16 protein-coding genes are annotated in these 18,060 nt (G+C 72.4%); 12 read left to right on the top strand and 4 right to left on the bottom strand.

Annotation, left to right across the window (positions count from 1 at the left end; translation table 11 throughout):
• Positions 1-363: 363 nt before the first annotated feature.
• The 3 genes from OG828_RS01205 to OG828_RS01215 form a co-directional block, all read right to left on the bottom strand.
• Complete coding sequence (locus tag OG828_RS01205) at positions 364-1,869, bottom strand: FAD-dependent oxidoreductase (RefSeq protein ID WP_328499775.1); 1,506 nt, start codon at positions 1,867-1,869, stop codon at positions 364-366.
• Between the two features lie 373 nt (positions 1,870-2,242).
• A complete protein-coding gene (gene pcaB, locus OG828_RS01210; protein WP_328349267.1) occupies positions 2,243-3,682 on the bottom strand; it encodes a 3-carboxy-cis,cis-muconate cycloisomerase in 1,440 nt (479 codons plus the stop codon).
• Positions 3,679-5,844, bottom strand: coding sequence for an FAD/NAD(P)-binding protein (locus OG828_RS01215; protein ID WP_328504776.1), 2,166 nt, complete (start codon positions 5,842-5,844; stop codon positions 3,679-3,681). The genes pcaB and OG828_RS01215 overlap by 4 nt, the downstream gene beginning before the upstream one ends.
• Positions 5,845-6,260: 416 nt before the next feature.
• On the opposite strand from OG828_RS01215, the gene OG828_RS01220 reads away from it, so the two are divergent.
• The 12 genes from OG828_RS01220 to OG828_RS01275 all read left to right on the top strand — a co-directional run bounded on the left by OG828_RS01220 (position 6,261) and on the right by OG828_RS01275 (position 17,677).
• Positions 6,261-6,887: a hypothetical protein gene (locus OG828_RS01220; RefSeq protein ID WP_328499776.1), complete on the top strand. Its 627-nt coding sequence runs from the start codon at positions 6,261-6,263 to the stop codon at positions 6,885-6,887.
• Positions 6,884-7,114 (top strand): hypothetical protein, encoded by a 231-nt coding sequence (locus tag OG828_RS01225; RefSeq protein WP_328349269.1) that lies wholly within the window; start codon positions 6,884-6,886, stop codon positions 7,112-7,114. The genes OG828_RS01220 and OG828_RS01225 overlap by 4 nt, the downstream gene beginning before the upstream one ends.
• A gap of 566 nt (positions 7,115-7,680) precedes the next feature.
• Entirely contained in the window at positions 7,681-8,718 is a 1,038-nt protein-coding gene (gene mvk / locus OG828_RS01230; RefSeq protein WP_328349270.1) for a mevalonate kinase, read from the top strand.
• Positions 8,708-9,760 (top strand): diphosphomevalonate decarboxylase, encoded by a 1,053-nt coding sequence (gene mvaD / locus OG828_RS01235; RefSeq protein WP_328499777.1) that lies wholly within the window; start codon positions 8,708-8,710, stop codon positions 9,758-9,760. The genes mvk and mvaD overlap by 11 nt, the downstream gene beginning before the upstream one ends.
• Positions 9,757-10,884 carry a phosphomevalonate kinase gene (locus tag OG828_RS01240; protein WP_328499778.1) on the top strand — a complete coding sequence of 376 codons (1,128 nt, stop codon included), beginning with the start codon at positions 9,757-9,759 and terminating at the stop codon, positions 10,882-10,884. Before mvaD ends, OG828_RS01240 begins: the two co-directional genes overlap by 4 nt.
• The gene (fni, locus tag OG828_RS01245) at positions 10,881-11,972 is read left to right on the top strand and encodes a type 2 isopentenyl-diphosphate Delta-isomerase (protein WP_328499779.1); all 1,092 of its coding nucleotides are present in this window, start codon (positions 10,881-10,883) and stop codon (positions 11,970-11,972) included. The genes OG828_RS01240 and fni overlap by 4 nt, the downstream gene beginning before the upstream one ends.
• A complete protein-coding gene (locus OG828_RS01250; RefSeq protein ID WP_328436312.1) occupies positions 11,969-13,030 on the top strand; it encodes a hydroxymethylglutaryl-CoA reductase in 1,062 nt (353 codons plus the stop codon). Before fni ends, OG828_RS01250 begins: the two co-directional genes overlap by 4 nt.
• Positions 13,031-13,032: 2 nt before the next feature.
• A complete protein-coding gene (locus OG828_RS01255) occupies positions 13,033-14,202 on the top strand; it encodes a hydroxymethylglutaryl-CoA synthase (protein WP_328349275.1) in 1,170 nt (389 codons plus the stop codon).
• Between the two features lie 132 nt (positions 14,203-14,334).
• The gene (locus OG828_RS01260; protein ID WP_328349276.1) at positions 14,335-15,369 is read left to right on the top strand and encodes a 3-oxoacyl-ACP synthase III family protein; all 1,035 of its coding nucleotides are present in this window, start codon (positions 14,335-14,337) and stop codon (positions 15,367-15,369) included.
• Between the two features lie 147 nt (positions 15,370-15,516).
• Complete coding sequence (gene tatA, locus OG828_RS01265; protein ID WP_328499780.1) at positions 15,517-15,789, top strand: Sec-independent protein translocase subunit TatA; 273 nt, start codon at positions 15,517-15,519, stop codon at positions 15,787-15,789.
• Positions 15,790-15,829: 40 nt separating this feature from the next.
• Positions 15,830-16,777, top strand: coding sequence for a twin-arginine translocase subunit TatC (tatC, locus tag OG828_RS01270; protein ID WP_328499781.1), 948 nt, complete (start codon positions 15,830-15,832; stop codon positions 16,775-16,777).
• Between the two features lie 309 nt (positions 16,778-17,086).
• Positions 17,087-17,677: a malonic semialdehyde reductase gene (locus OG828_RS01275; RefSeq protein WP_328349279.1), complete on the top strand. Its 591-nt coding sequence runs from the start codon at positions 17,087-17,089 to the stop codon at positions 17,675-17,677.
• Between the two features lie 20 nt (positions 17,678-17,697).
• Here OG828_RS01275 and OG828_RS01280 read toward each other — a convergent pair whose 3' ends face one another.
• Positions 17,698-17,997, bottom strand: coding sequence for a DUF6059 family protein (locus OG828_RS01280; protein ID WP_328349280.1), 300 nt, complete (start codon positions 17,995-17,997; stop codon positions 17,698-17,700).
• Between the last annotated feature and the right edge of the window lie 63 nt (positions 17,998-18,060).

Here is an 18,060-nt window from a genome sequence, read left to right on the forward strand (position 1 = left end):
CCGTCACAGGCACACCCCGTCCGGCCGGTGAACGGCCGGGGGCGGGGGCGGCCTGCGCGGCGTCAGCGGGCCCGTGCCCTGGAGCGGGTGAAACGCTATCCACGGGCGACCGGGCCGAACAACCGCGCTCAAGTCATACTCAAGTGGCAACTCAAGTGATTCTTGAGCGAGTTGTGGGACGTGCGAGGACGAGTCGGCCTTCCCGGTAGGCAACAGGCCCGGTTTTTCAGCCCGTTGGGTGGTGGGCGATCGCTCGTGGCCGCTCAAGTGAGCTGCTGCGTCGGACAGTTGCCTCACCTCTGCCATGCGGCGAGCGTATGACCGTGCTTTATCGGCCCGCGACGGCGCCGACGCGCCACAGGCTCAAAAGCGGCGTACGCGCGGCGTGCTCACGGCCGCTGCCGGCCGGCCGGCGGCGGGGGCGGGCGTGGCCGGGGTGGCGGGACGGCGCGGGCGTGCCTGGGGGCCGTGGGTGACGCTGGACGGCGTCGCGGGCGGCGTGTCACGGCGGGGGCGCAGCGCCGCCCGCAGCGCGCGCGGGCGCAGGGCGGCGGGCGGGGCGAGGCTCTGCTGCAGGTGGAGCAGCAGGGCCGCCGCGTGCGGGTCGGTGGTCGCGGCGGCCGCGAGCCGGGACGCGTAGCGCCGGCCGAGCCGGGCGCGCAGGGTGGCCGGCGGGTCCTGGCCGGTGTCCGCCGGGCCCAGGGTGCGGGCGCTCGCCTGCCAGGCGGGGGCGAGGCGGTGGGCCAGGGCCCGGCGCAGGCGGTGGCTGATGCCGACCGCGGTGCCGTGCGCGGCGAGCAGGTGGTCCAGGACGAGAGCGCCCTGCACGGCGAGGGTCATGCCGTGGCCGTGGGCCGGGTCCAGGGTGGCGAGGGCGTCGCCGACCACGAGGAACTGGTCGGGCCAGCGGCGCAGCTTCTCGTAGTGGCGCCAGCGCTGCCCGGTGCGGCTGCAGCCGTAGACGGGGCCGAGTGGGGTGGCCGCCTCGATGAGGTCGCGCAGCAGCGGGTGGCGCAGGTTGCCTGCGGCGCGCACCAGTGCCGCGTGGCTGGTGGGCGGCGGTGTGCCGTCGCCGGTGCTCAGCGACACCGACCAGCGGCCGCCTTCGACGGGGTGCAGCATGCCCTGGCGCGGGTCGCCGGGCGCGGCCATGAGCACCAGGCTGGTGAAGTCGGCGACGTGGCCGACCGGCGCCGCGAACAGGGTGGTGGCGTACGCGGTCCCGGCGCCGGCCACGGATTCGGCGGGCGGGTCGTAGCCGAGCTCGGCGAGCCATTGCGGGGCGCGGGAGCCTTGTCCGGAGGCGTCCACCACGAACTCGGCCGGCAGCAGGCGCCGGGGCGTCCAGCCGCCCGGGGCCGTGCGGTCCCGGCCGCGTGCCCAGACGCCGGTGACGGTGTCCTGGCGGCCGCCCTGCAGGGCGACGACCTCGTGCTGCGGCAGGAAGGTCACCCTGGGGTCGGCGCGCAGCCGGGCGCGTATGGCCGCGTCGATGAGGTCGCGGCCGGCGCTGTACATCGACAGGCCCGCGTCGAAGCGGGGCAGCCAGCCGGCCGGGCCGAGCAGCAGCATGTCCTTCGGGATGCGGACGTGGACGGCTCCGGCGCGGGTGAGGTCACCGCGGATGCCGGGGAACAGTTCCTCCAGGCCCTGGTGGGCGGCGGTCATGAGGCTGTGGGTGTGCCGTGCCTGGGGTACGCCGCGGCGGCGGCCCGCTCCGGTGGGCAGCCAGTCGCGCTCGATCACGGTGACGTGGTCCATGAAGTTGGCCAGGGCCCGCGCCGCGGTGAGCCCCGCCAGGCTCGAGCCGATCACCACGGCGTGGCCGTGGCCGCCGCCCCCGCCGACCACACGTGCGTCCCGTTTCAACTCGGCCGCCTCCCCTGTGTGTTGTGGTTGCATCATGCGGCGCGGGGCGGTCCGCGCGGCCGGGTTCGGCGGCGCCTCGAGCGGCCTTCGAGGCGGCCGCGAGGAGGACTCGAGCGGGGGCGCCGGGCACGGTGCCGCACGGGCGGGCGCCTTTGGGGCGGGCGACCAGGGCGGACGGGCCCGCGCCCGCCCGTGCTCCACGTCGGGCAGGCACCGGCCGGGCCGGTGCGTACGACGCCGGCCGCCGTGGGCAGCGGCCGGTGCCCTCGGCACAGCCGGCCCGCGGGCCCTCACAGCCCGCCCGCCCCCAGGCGTTCGGCGTGCACCGGCCGGCGGCCCGGTGCACGCCGGACGCCTGCGGGCCGGCCGCCGGTCAGGGCGCCGGGGGCCGGGCCGTGCCCGGTGCGCCCAGTGCCCGGTCCACCAGCGGGCCGGCGGCGCCCGTGTAGCCGGCCGGGTCGAGCAGGGCGGCCGCCTCCTCGCGGCTGAGCACTCCGGCCAGCTGCGGCAGGCCGGCCAGCACGTCGGCCAGCGGCAGGCCGGTGCGGGAGGCGAGCATCGAGGCCTGGGTGAGCAGTTCCCTGGCGGCCGTCTTGCCCAGGCGCGGCGCCAGGACGGCCGAGACGCGCTCGGAGACGAGCTGCCCGCCGGTCGCCGCGAGGTTGGCGCGCATCCGCTGCGGGTGGACGGTGAGCCCCCGGGCGAGTTCGACGGCCGTGTGCGCGGCGCCGCCGGTCAGCCGCAGGGCCTCGCGCAGCGGCTGCCACTCGGCGTGCCACATCCCGGCCGAGCGCTCGTCCTCGGTGGGCAGACACTGCATCAGTACGGTGGCCAGGGCGGGCACTTGCAGGCCGGCCGAGCGGATCAGGGTCGCGAGCACGGGGTTGCGCTTGTGCGGCATCGCCGACGAGGCGCCCCGTCCGGCGACCTGGGGCTCGGCCACCTCACCGACCTCGGTACGGGTGAGCACCAGCACATCCGCGGCGATCTTGCCAAGAGCCCCGGCCGTGTGGGCGAGTGCGGCCCCCAGGTCGGCGACGGGGGTGCGCAGGGCGTGCCAGGGCAGGACGGGGGCGGCCAGGCCCGTCTCGTCGGCGAAGGCGGCGCCCAGGTCGTCGAGGACGGCCGCGGGGTCCGCGTCCGCTCCCGCGTACTGCAGATAGCCGGCCAGGGTTCCGGCCGCGCCGCCGAGCGCCACCGGTAGCCCGCCGTGGGCGATGCGTTCGAGGCGCTCGGCGGCGTCCAGGACCAGCCGGTGCCAGCCGGCCGCCTTGAGGCCGAAGGTGGTGGGCACGGCGTGCAGGGCCAGGGTGCGGCCCGCCATCACGGTGTCCCGGTGCGCGGCCGCGAGGCCGGCCAGCGCGGCGGCCACGGCCCGCAGGTCCGCGACGATCAGACGCAGCGCCCGCGCGGCCACCAGCATCGCCCCGGTGTCGAAGACGTCCTGGCTGGTCGAGCCGCGGTGCACATACTCGGCGGCCTGCTCGGACCGCTCGGCGACCACCGCGGTCAGCGCCTTGACCAGGCCCACCACCGGGTTCGCGGTCTCCCGCGCGGCCAGCGCCAGTTCGCGGACGTCCAGCAGCTCGGCGCGGGCGGCGGCCGTGATGACGCGGGCCGCGTGGGCGGGCACCGTGCCGCAGCGGGCCTGGGCGCGGGCCAGGGCCGCCTCCGCGTCGAGCATCGCCTGCAGCCAGGCGCTGTCGCCCACGGCCGCCTCGACGGGGGTGCCCGCCCGCACCGGTGAGAGCAGCCCGGCGTCCAGATGGGCGGACAGCGTTCCGGTCCGCGCGGATGCGTGCACCACGCTCATGCGCCTGCCTTCACGCTCGGGGCCGCGATGGCGGCCAGGGCCGCACGGTCTGCAGGAGAGATGCCCAACTGCTCTGGCTGCTCCGACTGTTCTGACTGCTCTGCCTGTTCTGGCTGCTCTGGCTGTTGTGGCTGCTCTGGCTGCTGTGACTGTTGTGGCTGTTCGGAGACGACAGGAAGCCCGGGCAGGGCGAGGACGGCCGCGGCGATGGCGTCGGAGTCCTCGAGGGTGACCGAGCCGACGCCGGGCCTGATGCCCGCGGCGGTCACCCAGTGCACGGACTCGGTGGGCACCCCGTAGGCGAAGCGCCGCGGATGCGGGACGCCCCGGGCGTCGATCAGGTGGTAGGGCCGCTCGGACACGGCCAGGCCACCGGTCTCGTAGTCCGTGCCGCCCGCGGCGCCGGCGCCGGGGATGCGGTACGGGCGGCACTGCCCGGTGCGCAGCAGCTCGCTCATCAGCGGGTCCGCGGTGCGCCGCAGGTCGATCTCGGGCAGGCGGGCCTCGATGAGGACGGTGGCCCGCACGGCCACGTCCGGTATCTCGCTCGACGTCCCGGTGAAGCAGGGGCCGAGCGGGTCGTGCGGGTCGGCGGTGACGCGCAGGCCGGGTCCGGTCACGTCGAGGATGCCGGCGTCCATGAGCGCGGCCATCTCCTCGATGCGCAAGGCCGGGGGGCCGATGGACAGATAGGCGTTGAGCGGTGTGTACCAGCCGTCGAGGTCGTCGCGGTGGGAGGCGGCGGTCAGGCCGGCGTGGTCGATGGCGAGCCGCAGCTCGTTGCGCAGGTCCCGCAGGACGTCGAGGGCGGCCTTGACCGGTCCGCTGACGTTGCCCTGGCGGGCCAGGCGGACATCGTCGTCGAGATGGCCGCGCAGCCAGCCGCGGAAGGCGGCCTGGTCACTAAAGACGCGGCTGCCGTAGGGGCGTGCGATGCGCTGCCAGTCCCAGCGGTCGGCGGCCTTGATCCCGGCCGCGTCCAGGAGCGCGTCCTCCTCCCGGCCCGGTTCGGCCTCCAGGTAGTCCTCGGTGAAGTCGTCGATGAGGTCGGGCAGTTCGCCGCGGGCCGCGAGCAGGGCCGCGTAGTAGACACCGCACACCTCCTTGGAGATGAGCGGCCACAGGTCGGCGGCGAAGTCGATGGCCGCGCTGTCGGGGGTCCGGGCGCGCAGCGCCTTGATGTAGTCGGCGGTCAGCAGCCGCGGGTAGTAGCGGCCGTGGGCGCCCTTCTCGTTCTCGCCGCGCGCCTGGTAGGGCACACCGCGCCGCGAACCCGCGTACAGGCGCGGCTCGCGGCCCGAGGGCCGGTAGACCAGCCGGCCGCCCGTGCGGGTGAAGACGCCGCCCCGGCCGTGGGTGAACAGGGCCAGGTAGTCGAAGAAGTTGAGCCCGAGTCCGCGCAGCAGCACCGGCTCGCCGGGCCGGATGCCCGACAGGTCCGCGTCGGCCGGGTTGGACGGGGCCAGGTAGGTCAGCCCGCTCGCTTCGGCGTATTCGGTCAGCTCCCGCTCGGTGTCCGAGGGCTGCACCGGTACGTGGCCCTGGGCCAGGACGACCGCGGACAGGCCGGTCAGCCGGGTGCCGTCCTCGAGGACGACGCTCTGCCATCCCGCCCGCCCGCCGCGGGCGGCGTCGTCCTCGAGGGCGACGGCGCGCACCGGGTGCGTGCGCACCCTCACGTGCGCGGCGGCGTTCGCGACGACCTGCTGGAACGCCCAGGTCAGATAGCAGCCGTACAGGGCACGGGTGGGGTAGGTGTCGGGGCTCAGCCGGCGTGCCTCGGCAAGGACGCCGTCGTCGTAGCCGGCCTGCGGGGTGGCCTCCAGGGTGTGCGAGACCAGGGCCTTGGCCCACTCGTACAGGCTCGGCCCCTCGTCCAGCGGGCCGTCGATGCGGACGCTGGCGTCGGTGTAGACCGTGACCTGGCAGGACACGGTGTTCATCAGCAGGTGCCGGGACTGCGTAGGGCGCCACACCCGTCCCGAACCCGGTGGATCCGGGTCGACGACGTGCACGGTGACGGTGTCCCAGCGGGGCGACTTGCGTTCCTGCGCGCAGAGCCGTTCCAGTACGGAAAGGCCCCGCGGTCCTGCGCCGACGAGGCAGACCTCCAAGTGCGCCGATACCGGATCGTCCAGGGCATACTGACCGGCCGCCGTCACGGGCGGCCCTGAGGTGCGTCCGACGCTGACTGCGCGTTCGCCTCCATGCGTACCGTCCACAGTGCCTCCTTCCTCCGCCACGGTGGAGGCAGGCGCTCAACCAGGGCTTGGACCCGGATGGAGACCGGCTTGAGGAGCGGGGCCGGCGTCCTGGGGGCGGTCCCGATTCCACCTCCGCCGGGCCGCGAACGGGGCTGTATCGGGACTCCAGCACCGGTTTGTACGTTCGTCGAAAAGCATCACCGGACCTTCCTCGGGCCACCGTCACGCCGACGTGATCGGGACGTGGGAAGGGACCTTGAGTTCCCTTGCGGCCGCGATCGGCTGCGCATGCGGGACTACACACGCCGGAATCACTGAAAGCCGTTCCGGCAGGGCGGAAAACGGAGGGCGAGCCGCCCCCTGAAGGAGATTCAATGGTTCACCCGTGCCTCAGAAAACACACCCATGAAAGCAGCGCCGCCACCGGGTACTTTCTCTGCGCCCCGTGTATCAGCCAGACGGAACGCAACCTGCGCACCATCCCCGGGCTCCACCAGGAGTGCCTGCACCAGGTATCGACGACATCCCGGCGGGGCAACCCCACGAAAGTGTCGGGCAGCCGCAGGCGGGATCATCTGAACTTCTCGGTGCTCGACGCCCGGTACAACATCCTCGCCACGCTCGAGTCCTGGTCGGAAATGGTCGCCGAAAAACTCTCGACCGCCGCCCCGGAGCGTTCCGCACCCCAGTTGGCCCGGTTTCTGGCACGGCACCTTCAGTGGCTCGCATCCCAGCCTCCCGCGGCCGACTTCGCCGACGAGATCGAGGGCCTCGTCGCTGAATTACGCAGCACGGTGGACCCCGACCCCACCAGCCTCCACACACTGATCCGCACGTGCGTGATGGAGAACTGCGGCGGGACGATCAGCGCCCTTTCGAAGAGCAGCAGGAATGCGCGGAGCAGGAACATCGAGTGCTCCGCCGGGCATTCATGGGAAATGCATGAATGGCTGAACCTGAGGAAGCTCATGGAGCAGCAGCGAAAGGGTGCCGACGCATGAGGAAACCGCCGCGTCACCGGCTCGTTCCCACGAATGTGGCAGCGCTCGCCGTGGGGGTGTCCGAGGCGACCATCCGGAAGTGGGTGAGCCGCGGGAAGATCACTCGCTACGGCGCACCGCACTGCCCCTCGGAGTTCGACATCGAGGAGCTCACCCAGATCGCCCAGCGACGTCACCCCGAGCCCGCCGCAGCGGGCGCGCGCCGCCCGGTGACGGCTCGGCACTGAAAACACCCCCGGCCCGGACGCCACCGGGCCGGGCAGCCGCGTATTTCCGGCCGCCGGAATTCAGCAACTGCCAAAAGCACACCCGCTTTCCGCGGTCTCGATCCGAACGAAAGAGGGCCGGGCATGGACCGGAGCCGGCACCGGCGAAAGCACCGCCGGGGCAGTGACTTCTTTTCGGTGATCCCCCGCGAAACCCCCGCATGCGAGCCCACCCCACCCGAAGTGACCCACGTCACTTTCTGGCGGTCTTGGCGGGCGGGCGGCACCGTGTCACTATCAACGCACGTCCCCCCTGCCCGAAAACTGTTACGGGGCGGTGGATTGGGTGACGTGTCCGCGCGTGAGCACCAGCGGGACCGGGCCCCTGAGCGTACGGCACCGGCTTTCTTCCGAAAAAGCCGTCGATGCCTCCTCACCTCACCACGTTTCACCTCACCACGTTCCGTGCTGCGCGCCGCGGCTGCCTCCGCGTGCGGCCCGGTGAGCGTGCTGATCCCTGCAACTCCTGATGCAAGGAATGACGTCCCGCTGCATTCCTTCCGAGAAATCTGGACGATGCGATCTCAATGCAGAAACAACAAGGGGAGCTGAGTGCGTTGACTCTACCGACCTCAGTGGAGGGGGTATCGGAAAACCATCGGGCTCGCTCCGTCGGCACCGGCCGCGCCCACGCCAAGGCCGTCCTTTTGGGTGAGCACGCGGTCGTGTACGGGACCGCGGCGCTCGCTCTGCCGGTTCCGCAGCTCACGGCCACGGCGAGCGCCGGCTGGTCCTCCCACGCCTCTGGCGCGCGGGGCGAGTTGTCGTTCACGATGACCGGCTCCGCGTCAAGGGCGGTGGTGACGCAGGCCTCCGACGGGCTGCGGCGGCTGGCCGCCGCCTTCACCGCCCGCATGGGCGTGGCGGGCCGGCCCCACCTCGACGTGATCCTCGACGGCGCCATCCCGCCCGGCCGCGGGCTCGGCTCCAGCGCCGCGAACTCGCGGGCGATCGTCCTGGCCCTGGCCGATCTCTTCGGCCGGGGCGTGAGCGAGAGCGCGGCGTTCGACCTGGTGCAGACGGCCGAGAACGTGACGCACGGCCGGGCCAGCGGCGTCGATGCCATGACCGTCGGCGCCGCCGCCCCGCTGCGGTTCCAGGCGGGCCGGGCACGGGAGTTGAGCATCGGCTGCGACGGCCTGTTCATCATCGCCGACAGCGGCACCGCGGGCAGCACCAAGGAAGCGGTCGAACTGCTGCGGGCGGGATTCGAGCGCCGGGCAGGAGCGCGGGAGCGGTTCCTGCGCCGCGCCGCGCAGCTCGTCGAGGAGGCCGAGCAGGCTCTCGCCGCGGGCGAGGCGGCCGAACTGGGCCTGCGGCTCACCGGCTACCACGAGCTGCTGCGGGCGGCCGGCCTCAGCACCGGCCGGATCGACGCGATGGTCAAGGCCGCGCTCACCGCGGGCAGCCTCGGCGCCAAGATCACCGGGGGCGGGCTGGGCGGCTGCGTCCTGGCCCTGACCCAGCCGGAGCAGGCCAGGCAGGTCGCCCGGCAGCTGCACGACGCCGGCGCCGTCCAGACGTGGGTCGTGCCGCTGAGGAGGCTCGCCGACCATGCGCACTGAACAGCCGGCCACGCTGAAGCCGCCGCAGGAACAGGGTGCCGCACCGGCGGCCACGGCCGTCGCGCACCCGAACATCGCGCTGATCAAGTACTGGGGCAAGCGCGACGAGCAGCTGTTCCTGCCCCAAACCGACAGCCTGTCGATGACGTTGGACATCTTCCCCACGACCACCCGCGTCCGGCTCGCCCCCGAGGCGGAGCAGGACGCGGTCACCCTCGGCGGCCGGCCCGCGACGGGTGAGGCCGAGCGGCGCATCGTCGCGTTCCTGGACCTGGTGCGCGAGCGCGCCGGGCTGAGCCGGCGGGCCGTCGTCGACACCGAGAACACCGTCCCCACCGGGGCCGGGCTCGCCTCCTCGGCCAGCGGGTTCGCCGCTCTGGCCGTCGCCGCCGCCGCCGCGTACGGGCTCACCCTCGACGCCACCGCGCTCTCGCGCCTGGCCCGGCGCGGGTCCGGGTCGGCCTCGCGGTCCATCTTCGGCGACTTCGCCGTCTGGCACGCCGGGACGGCCACCGGCACGGCCACCGAGGCGGACCTGAGCTCGTACGCCGAACCGGTGCCTGCCGCCGGCCTCGACCCGGCGCTGGTCATCGCGGTGGTCAACGCCGGCCCCAAGGCCATCTCCAGCCGTGCGGCGATGCGCCAGACCGTCGACACCTCCCCGCTGTACGAGCCGTGGGCCCGCTCCAGCACCGGCGACCTGGCCGACATGCGGGCGGCGCTGAGCCGCGGCGACCTGGAGGCGGTCGGGGAGATCGCGGAGCGCAACGCGCTCGGGATGCACGCGACCATGCTGGCGGCGCGCCCGGCGGTGCGCTACCTGTCGCCTGCCACGCTCACCGTGCTGGACAGCGTGGGGCAGCTCCGGCGGGACGGTGTCGCGGCCTACGCGACGATGGACGCCGGGCCGAACGTCAAGGTGCTGTGCCGGCGCGCGGATGCGGAGAAGGTGGCCGCGGTGGTGCGCGGCGCCGCCCCGCAAGGTTCGGTGCACATCGCCGGGCCGGGGCCCGGTGCCCGCCTGCTGAACGAGGGCGGATGATGACGGGCCGGCGACCGGTCGTGCGGCGCGCGCCGGGCAAGCTGTTCGTCGCGGGCGAGTACGCGGTGGTGGAGCCCGGCAACCCGGCGATCCTGGTGGCGGTCGACCGCTACCTGACCGTCACCGTGTCCGGCCGGGCCCACTCCGGCGTCGTGATCTCCTCCGACCTCGGCCCGCGCGCGGTGCGCTGGCAATGGCGCGCCGGCCGGCTCGACGTGCACGGCGAAGAAAAAGAAGACGACGCCCGGCGTGGGCGTGGCGCGCTGGCCCATGTGGTGTCCGCGATCGAGACCGTGGGCGCGCTGCTGGCCGAACGCGGCCTGCCCATGCCCGCGTTGAGCGTCTCGGTCCACAGCGACCTGCACGAGGCGGGACGGAAGTACGGCCTGGGCTCGAGCGGCGCGGTGACCGTGGCGAGTGTGGCGGCCGTGGCGTCGTACTGCGGTCTTGCCCTCTCGCGCGAGGCCCGGTTCAAGCTGGCCCTGCTCGCCACGGCCCGGCTCGACCCGAAGGGCTCCGGCGGTGATCTCGCCGCCGGCACCTGGGGCGGCTGGATCGCGTATCAGGCACCCGACCGGGACGCGGTGCTCGACCTGGCCCGCCGCCGGGGCATCGAGGAAGCGCTCGCCGCCCCCTGGCCGCATTTCGCCGTCCGCCGGCTGCCGCCCCCCAGCGGCCTGTGCCTGGAGGTCGGCTGGAGCGGAAAACCGGCCTCCACCGCGTCCCTGGTGTCCGGCCTGCACCAGCTCACCTGGCGGGGCAGCGCCTTGCACCGCACGTTCATCCAGACCACCACCGACCTGGTGCGCGCCGCGATCGGCGCGCTCGAGGCCGGCGACGGTGCGGGCCTGCTGCACCAGATCCGGCGGGCCCGCCACGAGCTGGCCCGCCTCGACGACGAGGTCGGCCTCGGCATCTTCACCACCGAACTGACGGCACTGTGCGACGCCGCCGAGGGCGTCGGCGGTGCGGCCAAGCCCTCAGGGGCAGGCGGCGGCGACTGCGGCATCGCCCTGCTGGACGCCGGCGCCCCCAACGACATCGCGCACGTACACAGGCGGTGGGCCGCGGCCGGGGTGCTGCCCCTGCCGGTGCGTCCCGCCCTGGAAGGGAACGAGGAATGAGCGCTTCACGCAAGGACGACCACGTCCGGCTCGCCATGGAGCAGCAGCACGCGCACAGCGGACGCAACCAGTTCGACGAGGTGTCGTTCGTCCACCACGCCCTGGCCGGCATCGACCGGCCGGACGTGTCGTTGGCGACGACCTTCGCCGGCATCACCTGGCAGGCGCCGCTCTACATCAACGCGATGACCGGCGGCAGCGCCCAGACCGGCGCCATCAACCGGGACCTGGCCACCGCCGCCCGCGAGACCGGCGTGGCCATCGCGTCCGGTTCCATGCACGCCTACTTCAAGGACCCCTCCTGCGCGGACACCTTCCGGGTCCTGCGCAAGGAGAACCCGCACGGGTTCGTCATCGCCAACGTCAACGCCACCTGCTCGGTCGACAACGCGCGGCGCGCCATCGACCTGATCGAGGCGAACGCCCTGCAGATCCACCTCAACACCGCCCAGGAGACACCGATGCCGGAAGGCGACCGGTCGTTCGGGTCCTGGGCGGCGCAGATCGAGAAGATCGCCGGACACGTCGACGTCCCCGTGATCGTCAAGGAGGTCGGCAACGGCCTGAGCCGCGAGACGGTCCTCGCGCTGCCGGGCCTGGGCGTGCGGGTCGCGGATGTCAGCGGCCGCGGCGGCACGGACTTCGCCCGCATCGAGAACGGCCGGCGCGAACTCGCCGACTACGCCTACCTGCACGACTGGGGGCAGTCCACCGTCGCCTGTCTGCTGGACGCGCAGGACGCCGGTCTCCCCGTGCTGGCCTCCGGCGGGGTCCGCAACCCGCTCGACGTGGCCCGCGCCCTGGCCCTGGGCGCCCGCGCCGTCGGCTCCTCCGGCGGATTCCTGCGCACCCTGATCGACGGCGACGTCGCCGCGCTCGTCACGCAGATCTCGACCTGGCTCGACCAGCTCGCCGCCCTGCAGACCATGCTCGGCGCGCGCACGCCGGCCGACCTGTCCCGCTGCGATCTGCTGGTCCGCGGCGAGCTGAGGAACTTCTGCCTCGACCGGGGCATCGACACCCGGCGGCTCGCCCAGCGGTCCAGCTCCATCGACGCCCTTACCGAGATGACGGGAAGCACACCATGACTGAAGCACACGCGATCGCCGGGGTCCCGATGCGGTGGGTGGGGCCCCTTCGCGTCTCGGGCAACGTCGCCGACACCGAGATCCAGGTTCCGCTGGCCACCTACGAGTCGCCGCTGTGGCCGTCGGTGGGCCGGGGGGCGAAGGTGTCCCGGCTGGCCGAGAAGGGCATCGTCGCCACCCTCGTCGATGAGCGGATGACGCGTTCGGTGCTGGTCGAGGCGCGTGACGCGCAGACCGCGCTGACGGCCGCGCGGATGATCGAGGCCCGCATCGACGAGCTGCGCGACGTGGTGCGCGGGTGCAGCCGGTTCGCCCAGCTGATCGGCATCCGGCACGAGATCAACGCCCACCTGCTGTTCATCCGGTTCGAGTTCTCCACCGGCGACGCCTCCGGGCACAACATGGCCACCCTCGCCTCCGACGCGCTGCTGGCGCACCTGCTGCAGACCGTCCCGGGCATCTCCTACGGATCGATCTCCGGCAACTACTGCACGGACAAGAAAGCCACCGCGATCAACGGCATCCTCGGCCGCGGCAAGAACGTGGTCACCGAACTGCTCGTACCGCGCCAGGTGGTGGCCGGCGTCCTGCACACGAGTGCCGCGAAGATCGTCGAGCTGAACATCCGCAAGAACCTGCTGGGGACCCTGCTGGCCGGCGGTATCCGCTCGGCCAACGCCCACTACGCGAACATGCTGCTCGCGTTCTACCTGGCCACCGGCCAGGACGCGGCCAACATCATCGAAGGCTCCCAGGGCGTCGTCATGGCCGAGGACCGCGACGGCGACCTCTACTTCGCCTGCACCCTGCCCAACCTGATCGTCGGCACGGTCGGCAACGGCAAGGGCCTGGCCTTCGTGGAGACGAACCTGACCCGGCTCGGCTGCCGGGCCGACGCCGCGCCCGGCGAGAACGCCCGCCGGCTCGCCGTCCTCGCCGCGGCCACCGTGCTGTGCGGTGAACTCTCGCTGCTCGCGGCCCAGACGAACCCCGGTGAACTCATGCGCGCACACGTGGCGCTGGAACGCGACAACACGACCGTAAAGGTAGGTGCATAGGCATGTCCCTCTCCATCGGAATACACGACCTGTCGTTCGCGACAGCCGAGTTCGTCCTGCCGCACACGGCACTGGCCGCCTACAACGGCACCGAGATCGGCAAATACCATGTGGGCATCGGCCAGGAGTCGATGAGCATCCCGGCCGCCGACGAGGACATCGTGACCATGGGGGCGGCGGCCGCCGCGCCCATCATCGCCCGGCACGGCAGCGACCGGATCCGCACGGTCGTGTTCGCCACCGAGTCCTCCATCGACCAGGCGAAGTCGGCCGGTGTGTACGTCCATTCCCTGCTCCAGCTGCCGTCGGCCACCCGCGTCGTCGAGCTGAAGCAGGCCTGCTACGGGGCGACGGCGGCCCTCCAGTTCGCCATCGGCCTGGTACAGCGCGACCCCGCCCAGCAGGTCCTCGTGATCGCCAGCGACGTCTCCAAGTACGAGCTGGACAGCCCCGGTGAGGCCACCCAGGGCGCGGCGGCGGTGGCCATGCTGGTCAGCCTGGATCCCGCCCTGCTGCGCATCGAGGACCCCTCGGGCCTGTTCACCGCCGACGTCATGGACTTCTGGCGGCCCAACTACCGCAACGAGGCACTGGTCGACGGCCACGAGTCCATCAACGCCTATCTCCAGGCGGTGGAGGGCACCTGGAAGGACTACACGGAGCAGGGCGGCCGCACGCTGGAGGAGTTCGCCGCGTTCTGCTACCACCAGCCGTTCACCAAGATGGCCTACAAGGCCCACCGCCACCTGCTGAACTACTGCGGCTACGACACCGACAAGAACGACATCGCGCGCGCCATCGCACAGACCACGGCCTACAACACCGTGATCGGCAACAGCTACACCGCGTCGGTGTACCTCGCGCTGGCCGCGCTGCTCGACCAGGCCGGCGACCTGACCGGCAAGTCCGTCGGCATGTTCAGCTACGGCTCCGGCAGCGTCGCCGAGTTCTTCGCCGCCACCGTGGTCGCCGGCTACCGCACGCACCTGCGCACCGAGCACAACCGCGAGACGATCGCCCGGCGCAGGCCCGTCGACTACACCGGCTACCGCGCGCTGCACGAGCGGTCCTTCCCGACCGACGGCGGCCACCACGCCACCGAGGCGCAGACCACCGGACCCTTCCGGCTGGCCGGGCTCAGCGGCCACAAGCGCCTCTACGAGACGCGCTAGCGGCGTCTTCCGCACCCGTGCGTTGCGTGGGCAGCCTGCGTCGGCTGCCCCCGTGACGGGTCAGTCATGGCCGCCTACCCGCCGGCCTTTCACACCTTGTGTTCACAGACCCATGGAAGGGAGGGCACGCGCATGAGGGATGTCAAGAACCTCGGTTCGGGTGCCGACGGGCCGGACCGGATCGTCGGCGCCATCGATGTCAGGATTCTCGGTACGGGCGCCTACGTGCCGGAAAGGATCGTCTCCAACGACGAAGTCGGTGCGCCGGCCGGGGTGGACGACGCCTGGATCACCCGTAAGACCGCGATCCGCGAGCGGCGTTGGGCCGCCGGCGGGCAGGCCACGTCGGATCTGGCGACGGCCGCGGCGCATGCCGCGATGGAGTCGGCCGGCATCACCGCCGAGCAGTTGTCCGTGATCGCGGTCGCCACGTCCACGCCGGACCGGCCCCAGCCGCCCACGGCGGCCTATGTCCAGCAAAACCTCGGCGCGTCCGGCACCGCGGCGTTCGACGTCAACGCGGTGTGTTCCGGCACCGTGTTCGCGCTCTCCGCGGTCGGCAGCGTGATCCTGCGGCGGGGCGGCTATGCGCTGGTCATCGGCGCGGACGTGTACTCGCGCATCCTGAACCCGGCCGACCGCAGGACGGTCGTGCTGTTCGGGGACGGCGCCGGCGCGATGGTCCTCGGCACGACAGAGACGGGCCCGCTCGTCCGGCATGTCGCGCTGCACACGTTCGGTGACCTCTCCAGCCTGATCCAGGTGCCCGCGGGCGGCAGCCGGCTGCCCCTGGACCAGGCCGGACTCGACGCGGGAGCGCAGTACTTCGCGATGGACGGGCGGGAAGTGCGCCGCTTCGTCGTGGAGCAACTGCCGCAGCTGGTCAAGGGCTTCCTCCACGAGGCCGGTGTCGAGCCCGCCGACATCAGCCACTTCATCCCGCACCAGGCCAACGGCGTCATGCTCGACGAAGTCGTCGAGGACCTGGCCATGCCCCGCGCCACCCTGCACCGCACGCTGACGCACTACGGCAACACGGGAGCCGCCTCCATCCCGATCACCCTGGACGCGGCCGCCCGCGCCGGCGCCTTCCGCCCGGGCGAGCTGATCCTCCTGGCCGGCTTCGGCGGTGGCATGGCGGCGAGTTTCGCGCTGGTCGAATGGTGAAAGGGCCCTGGAAAACGGCTCAAGAGACAGTTGCACGGGCGCCCGGCGGCCTTTGTTGCGTCCTATTCTCCTCTCGTCGTGCTCCCTTCGGTGCCGGCACCTCCACATGCGCAACGGATCCCTGCTTCGGCATAAAGGAAGTGGCACATGATAGGCAATCTGAAGCCCCTGGAGATCGTTCTGATCATTGCTCTCATCGCGCTGCTTTTCGGCGCGAAGAAGCTCCCGGAAATGGCCCGGTCGCTCGGCAAGTCCGCTCGCATTCTCAGGAGTGAGGCCAAGGCGATGAAGAAGGACGACGAGGCGACGGCGGACCCGCACCATCCGGCACAGGCCGCGCCTCGCACCCTGAAGGCCGCGCCCAGGGACGTGACGGGCTCGGTTGCGGTGACCGAGCCGCACCGCACCGTCCACAGCTGACGCCGACCGACGGCCGCCGCACGAGAGTGAGGAACGCGGGGTGCTCACCACTGCCCGCAAGCAGAAGAACGCCGGGGGGCGGATGCCTCTCGCGGAGCACCTGCGTGAGCTGCGCAACCGGCTGCTGACGTCCCTCCTGGCGGTCCTGGTCGTCACGGTCGTCGCCGCTGTCTTCTACCAGGAACTGATCGACTTCCTGCTGAGGCCGATCCTTGACTCCGTGGGCTGTGTGGACGGCTCGCTGCGGCAGGCGAACGGCGAGCCGTGCGCCGACATGACGATCAACGGCCTCATCGCGCCCTTCTCGATCGCGCTCAAGGTCTCGCTCATGTCCGGCGTGGTCCTGGCATCGCCGATCTGGCTGTACCAGCTGTGGGCCTTCCTGGCTCCCGGCCTGCACACCCGCGAGAGGACGTACGCGCTGACCTTCGTCGGCGCCGGTGTGCCGTTGTTCCTCGGCGGTGCCGTGCTCGCCTACGTGATTCTTCCGCAGACCGCGACCGTCCTTTTGGGCTTCACCCCCCAGGACACCAAGAATCTCCTCCCGGTCGACGACTACCTCGACCTGATCACCCGCATGGTGATCGTCTTCGGGCTCGCCTTCGAGCTGCCGCTGCTGCTCGTGCTGCTCAACATCACCGGAGCGCTGACCGGGAAGCGGCTGGCCGGCTGGTGGCGCGGCATGCTCATGGGCATCGCCCTGTTCTCCGCGTTCGCCACGCCGACCGGTGACCCGCTGACCATGCTGTCGCTGGCCGCCCCGATCGCGCTCCTGTGCGTCATCGCGCTGGTCATCTGCCTGCTCAACGACAGACGCCGCGCCCGCAGCGACCCCGACGCCGGCCTCGGCGACGACGAAGCGTCCCCCCTCGGCCCGGGCCCGCAGGACGTGGGCGCGGCCGAGCCGGTCGGTGCCGCACCGCACGTCACCGCGCAGGCCGGCCCGGACCAGGGGCGGCGGCTGACCGCTCACGGCGACGTCACCTGACGGGCCGCAGCGGTGCCGAGCAGCTCCCAGCGCGCAGACGAGCCAGGCGGCCCCGGGGCCCGGGCGGCCCCGGGGGTCACGCCGTCCGCCCCGGCCGCCCTGCCACGACCTGTCACGACCTGTACCGCCGGGTTCGCCGTGCTGCGTCCCGCGGTCTTCGCGGCCGGGCGAAGACGGCGGCCCGCCCGAGCACGCAGACCTCACGGGCACGAAGCGCGTGAAGGCCGCTTTGGCCGCCTGGAGAGTCGAAGCGTGCTGTGCGCCGTGCGCGCAAGCCGGTCCACCGCCCCTGACACGAAGGTTGCAGCCATGTCGCTTGTCCTTGACACCACCGCCCAGAACCTCCTGTTCCGCGAGGCCCGGACCGCGAACACGTTCACCGACGAGCCGGTGACCGAGCAGCAGATCCAGGCGATCTACGACCTGGTCAAGTACGGTCCGACCGCCTACAACCAGACCCCGCTGCGCATCACCCTGGTCCGCTCCGCCGAGGCCCGCGGCCGCCTGGTGGAGCACATGGCCAAGGCCAACCGCGCGAAGACCGCCACCGCCCCGCTGGTCGCGGTCCTGGCCGTGGACAACGAGTTCCACGAGGAACTGCCCAAGCTGCTCCCCCGCCTGCCGCAGGTCAAGGACCTGCTCTACGCCGAGCGCCCGGTCCGCGAGCGGTCCGCCCTGGTCAACGGCGCCCTGCAGGCCGCGTACTTCATCATGGGCGTCCGCGCCGCCGGCCTGGCCGCCGGCCCGATGACCGGTTTCGACTTCGCCGGCGTCCAAAAGGACTTCCTGGACGACGACCACAGCCCGCTGATGATCGTCAACATCGGCAAGCCGGGCCCGGACGCCTGGTTGCCGCGCTCCCCGCGGCTGGACATCGGCGAGGTCATCACCACCGTCTGACCGGCCGGCCCCGGCGGCGGTCAACTGCCGTCGGGGACACGCCCTTCGGCGGGGTACGCCGGCCACAGCTCACGGGCGAGCTGCCGCTCCGTCGCAGAGAGCGGCAGGTCCGCGCGCACGCGCTCGGGGTGGGCGGGCGGCGGCCCGTGCCGGGCGTGCGCGAAGGGATCCTGCGTGTACGCGGCAAAAGAGTATTCGCCCGCCGCGTGATAGGCCTCGATGCTGGCGTACATGGCCCCGAAGGTCACCAGGGATCGCCACAGCGGGCGCAGGCAATGGTCCACCACCGCCTGCCGGCCGCGACGCAACAACCGTTTCATGACCGCTCCCTGTACCTTCGCTCGCGGCTGTCTTTGCAGGCTGTCAAGGTCCACTCGCACATC

Origin of the sequence: Streptomyces sp. NBC_00457, from assembly GCF_036014015.1 — a bacterium.
GTDB lineage: Bacteria > Actinomycetota > Actinomycetes > Streptomycetales > Streptomycetaceae > Streptomyces.

Bases quoted from the DNA above. Each gene is read 5' to 3' on its own strand.
- OG828_RS01240 (WP_328499778.1), top strand. From the start codon at position 9,757: ATGATGACGGGCCGGCGACCGGTCGTGCGGCGCGCGCCGGGCAAGCTG.
- fni (WP_328499779.1), top strand. From the start codon at position 10,881: ATGAGCGCTTCACGCAAGGACGACCACGTCCGGCTCGCCATGGAGCAG.
- OG828_RS01225 (WP_328349269.1), top strand. From the start codon at position 6,884: ATGAGGAAACCGCCGCGTCACCGGCTCGTTCCCACGAATGTGGCAGCG.
- tatA (WP_328499780.1), top strand. From the start codon at position 15,517: ATGATAGGCAATCTGAAGCCCCTGGAGATCGTTCTGATCATTGCTCTC.
- OG828_RS01275 (WP_328349279.1), top strand. From the start codon at position 17,087: ATGTCGCTTGTCCTTGACACCACCGCCCAGAACCTCCTGTTCCGCGAG.
- OG828_RS01280 (WP_328349280.1), bottom strand. From the start codon at position 17,997: ATGAAACGGTTGTTGCGTCGCGGCCGGCAGGCGGTGGTGGACCATTGC.
- OG828_RS01220 (WP_328499776.1), top strand. From the start codon at position 6,261: ATGGTTCACCCGTGCCTCAGAAAACACACCCATGAAAGCAGCGCCGCC.
- mvk (WP_328349270.1), top strand. From the start codon at position 7,681: ATGCAGAAACAACAAGGGGAGCTGAGTGCGTTGACTCTACCGACCTCA.
- mvaD (WP_328499777.1), top strand. From the start codon at position 8,708: ATGCGCACTGAACAGCCGGCCACGCTGAAGCCGCCGCAGGAACAGGGT.
- pcaB (WP_328349267.1), bottom strand. From the start codon at position 3,682: ATGAGCGTGGTGCACGCATCCGCGCGGACCGGAACGCTGTCCGCCCAT.
- OG828_RS01250 (WP_328436312.1), top strand. From the start codon at position 11,969: ATGACTGAAGCACACGCGATCGCCGGGGTCCCGATGCGGTGGGTGGGG.
- OG828_RS01260 (WP_328349276.1), top strand. From the start codon at position 14,335: ATGAGGGATGTCAAGAACCTCGGTTCGGGTGCCGACGGGCCGGACCGG.
- OG828_RS01255 (WP_328349275.1), top strand. From the start codon at position 13,033: ATGTCCCTCTCCATCGGAATACACGACCTGTCGTTCGCGACAGCCGAG.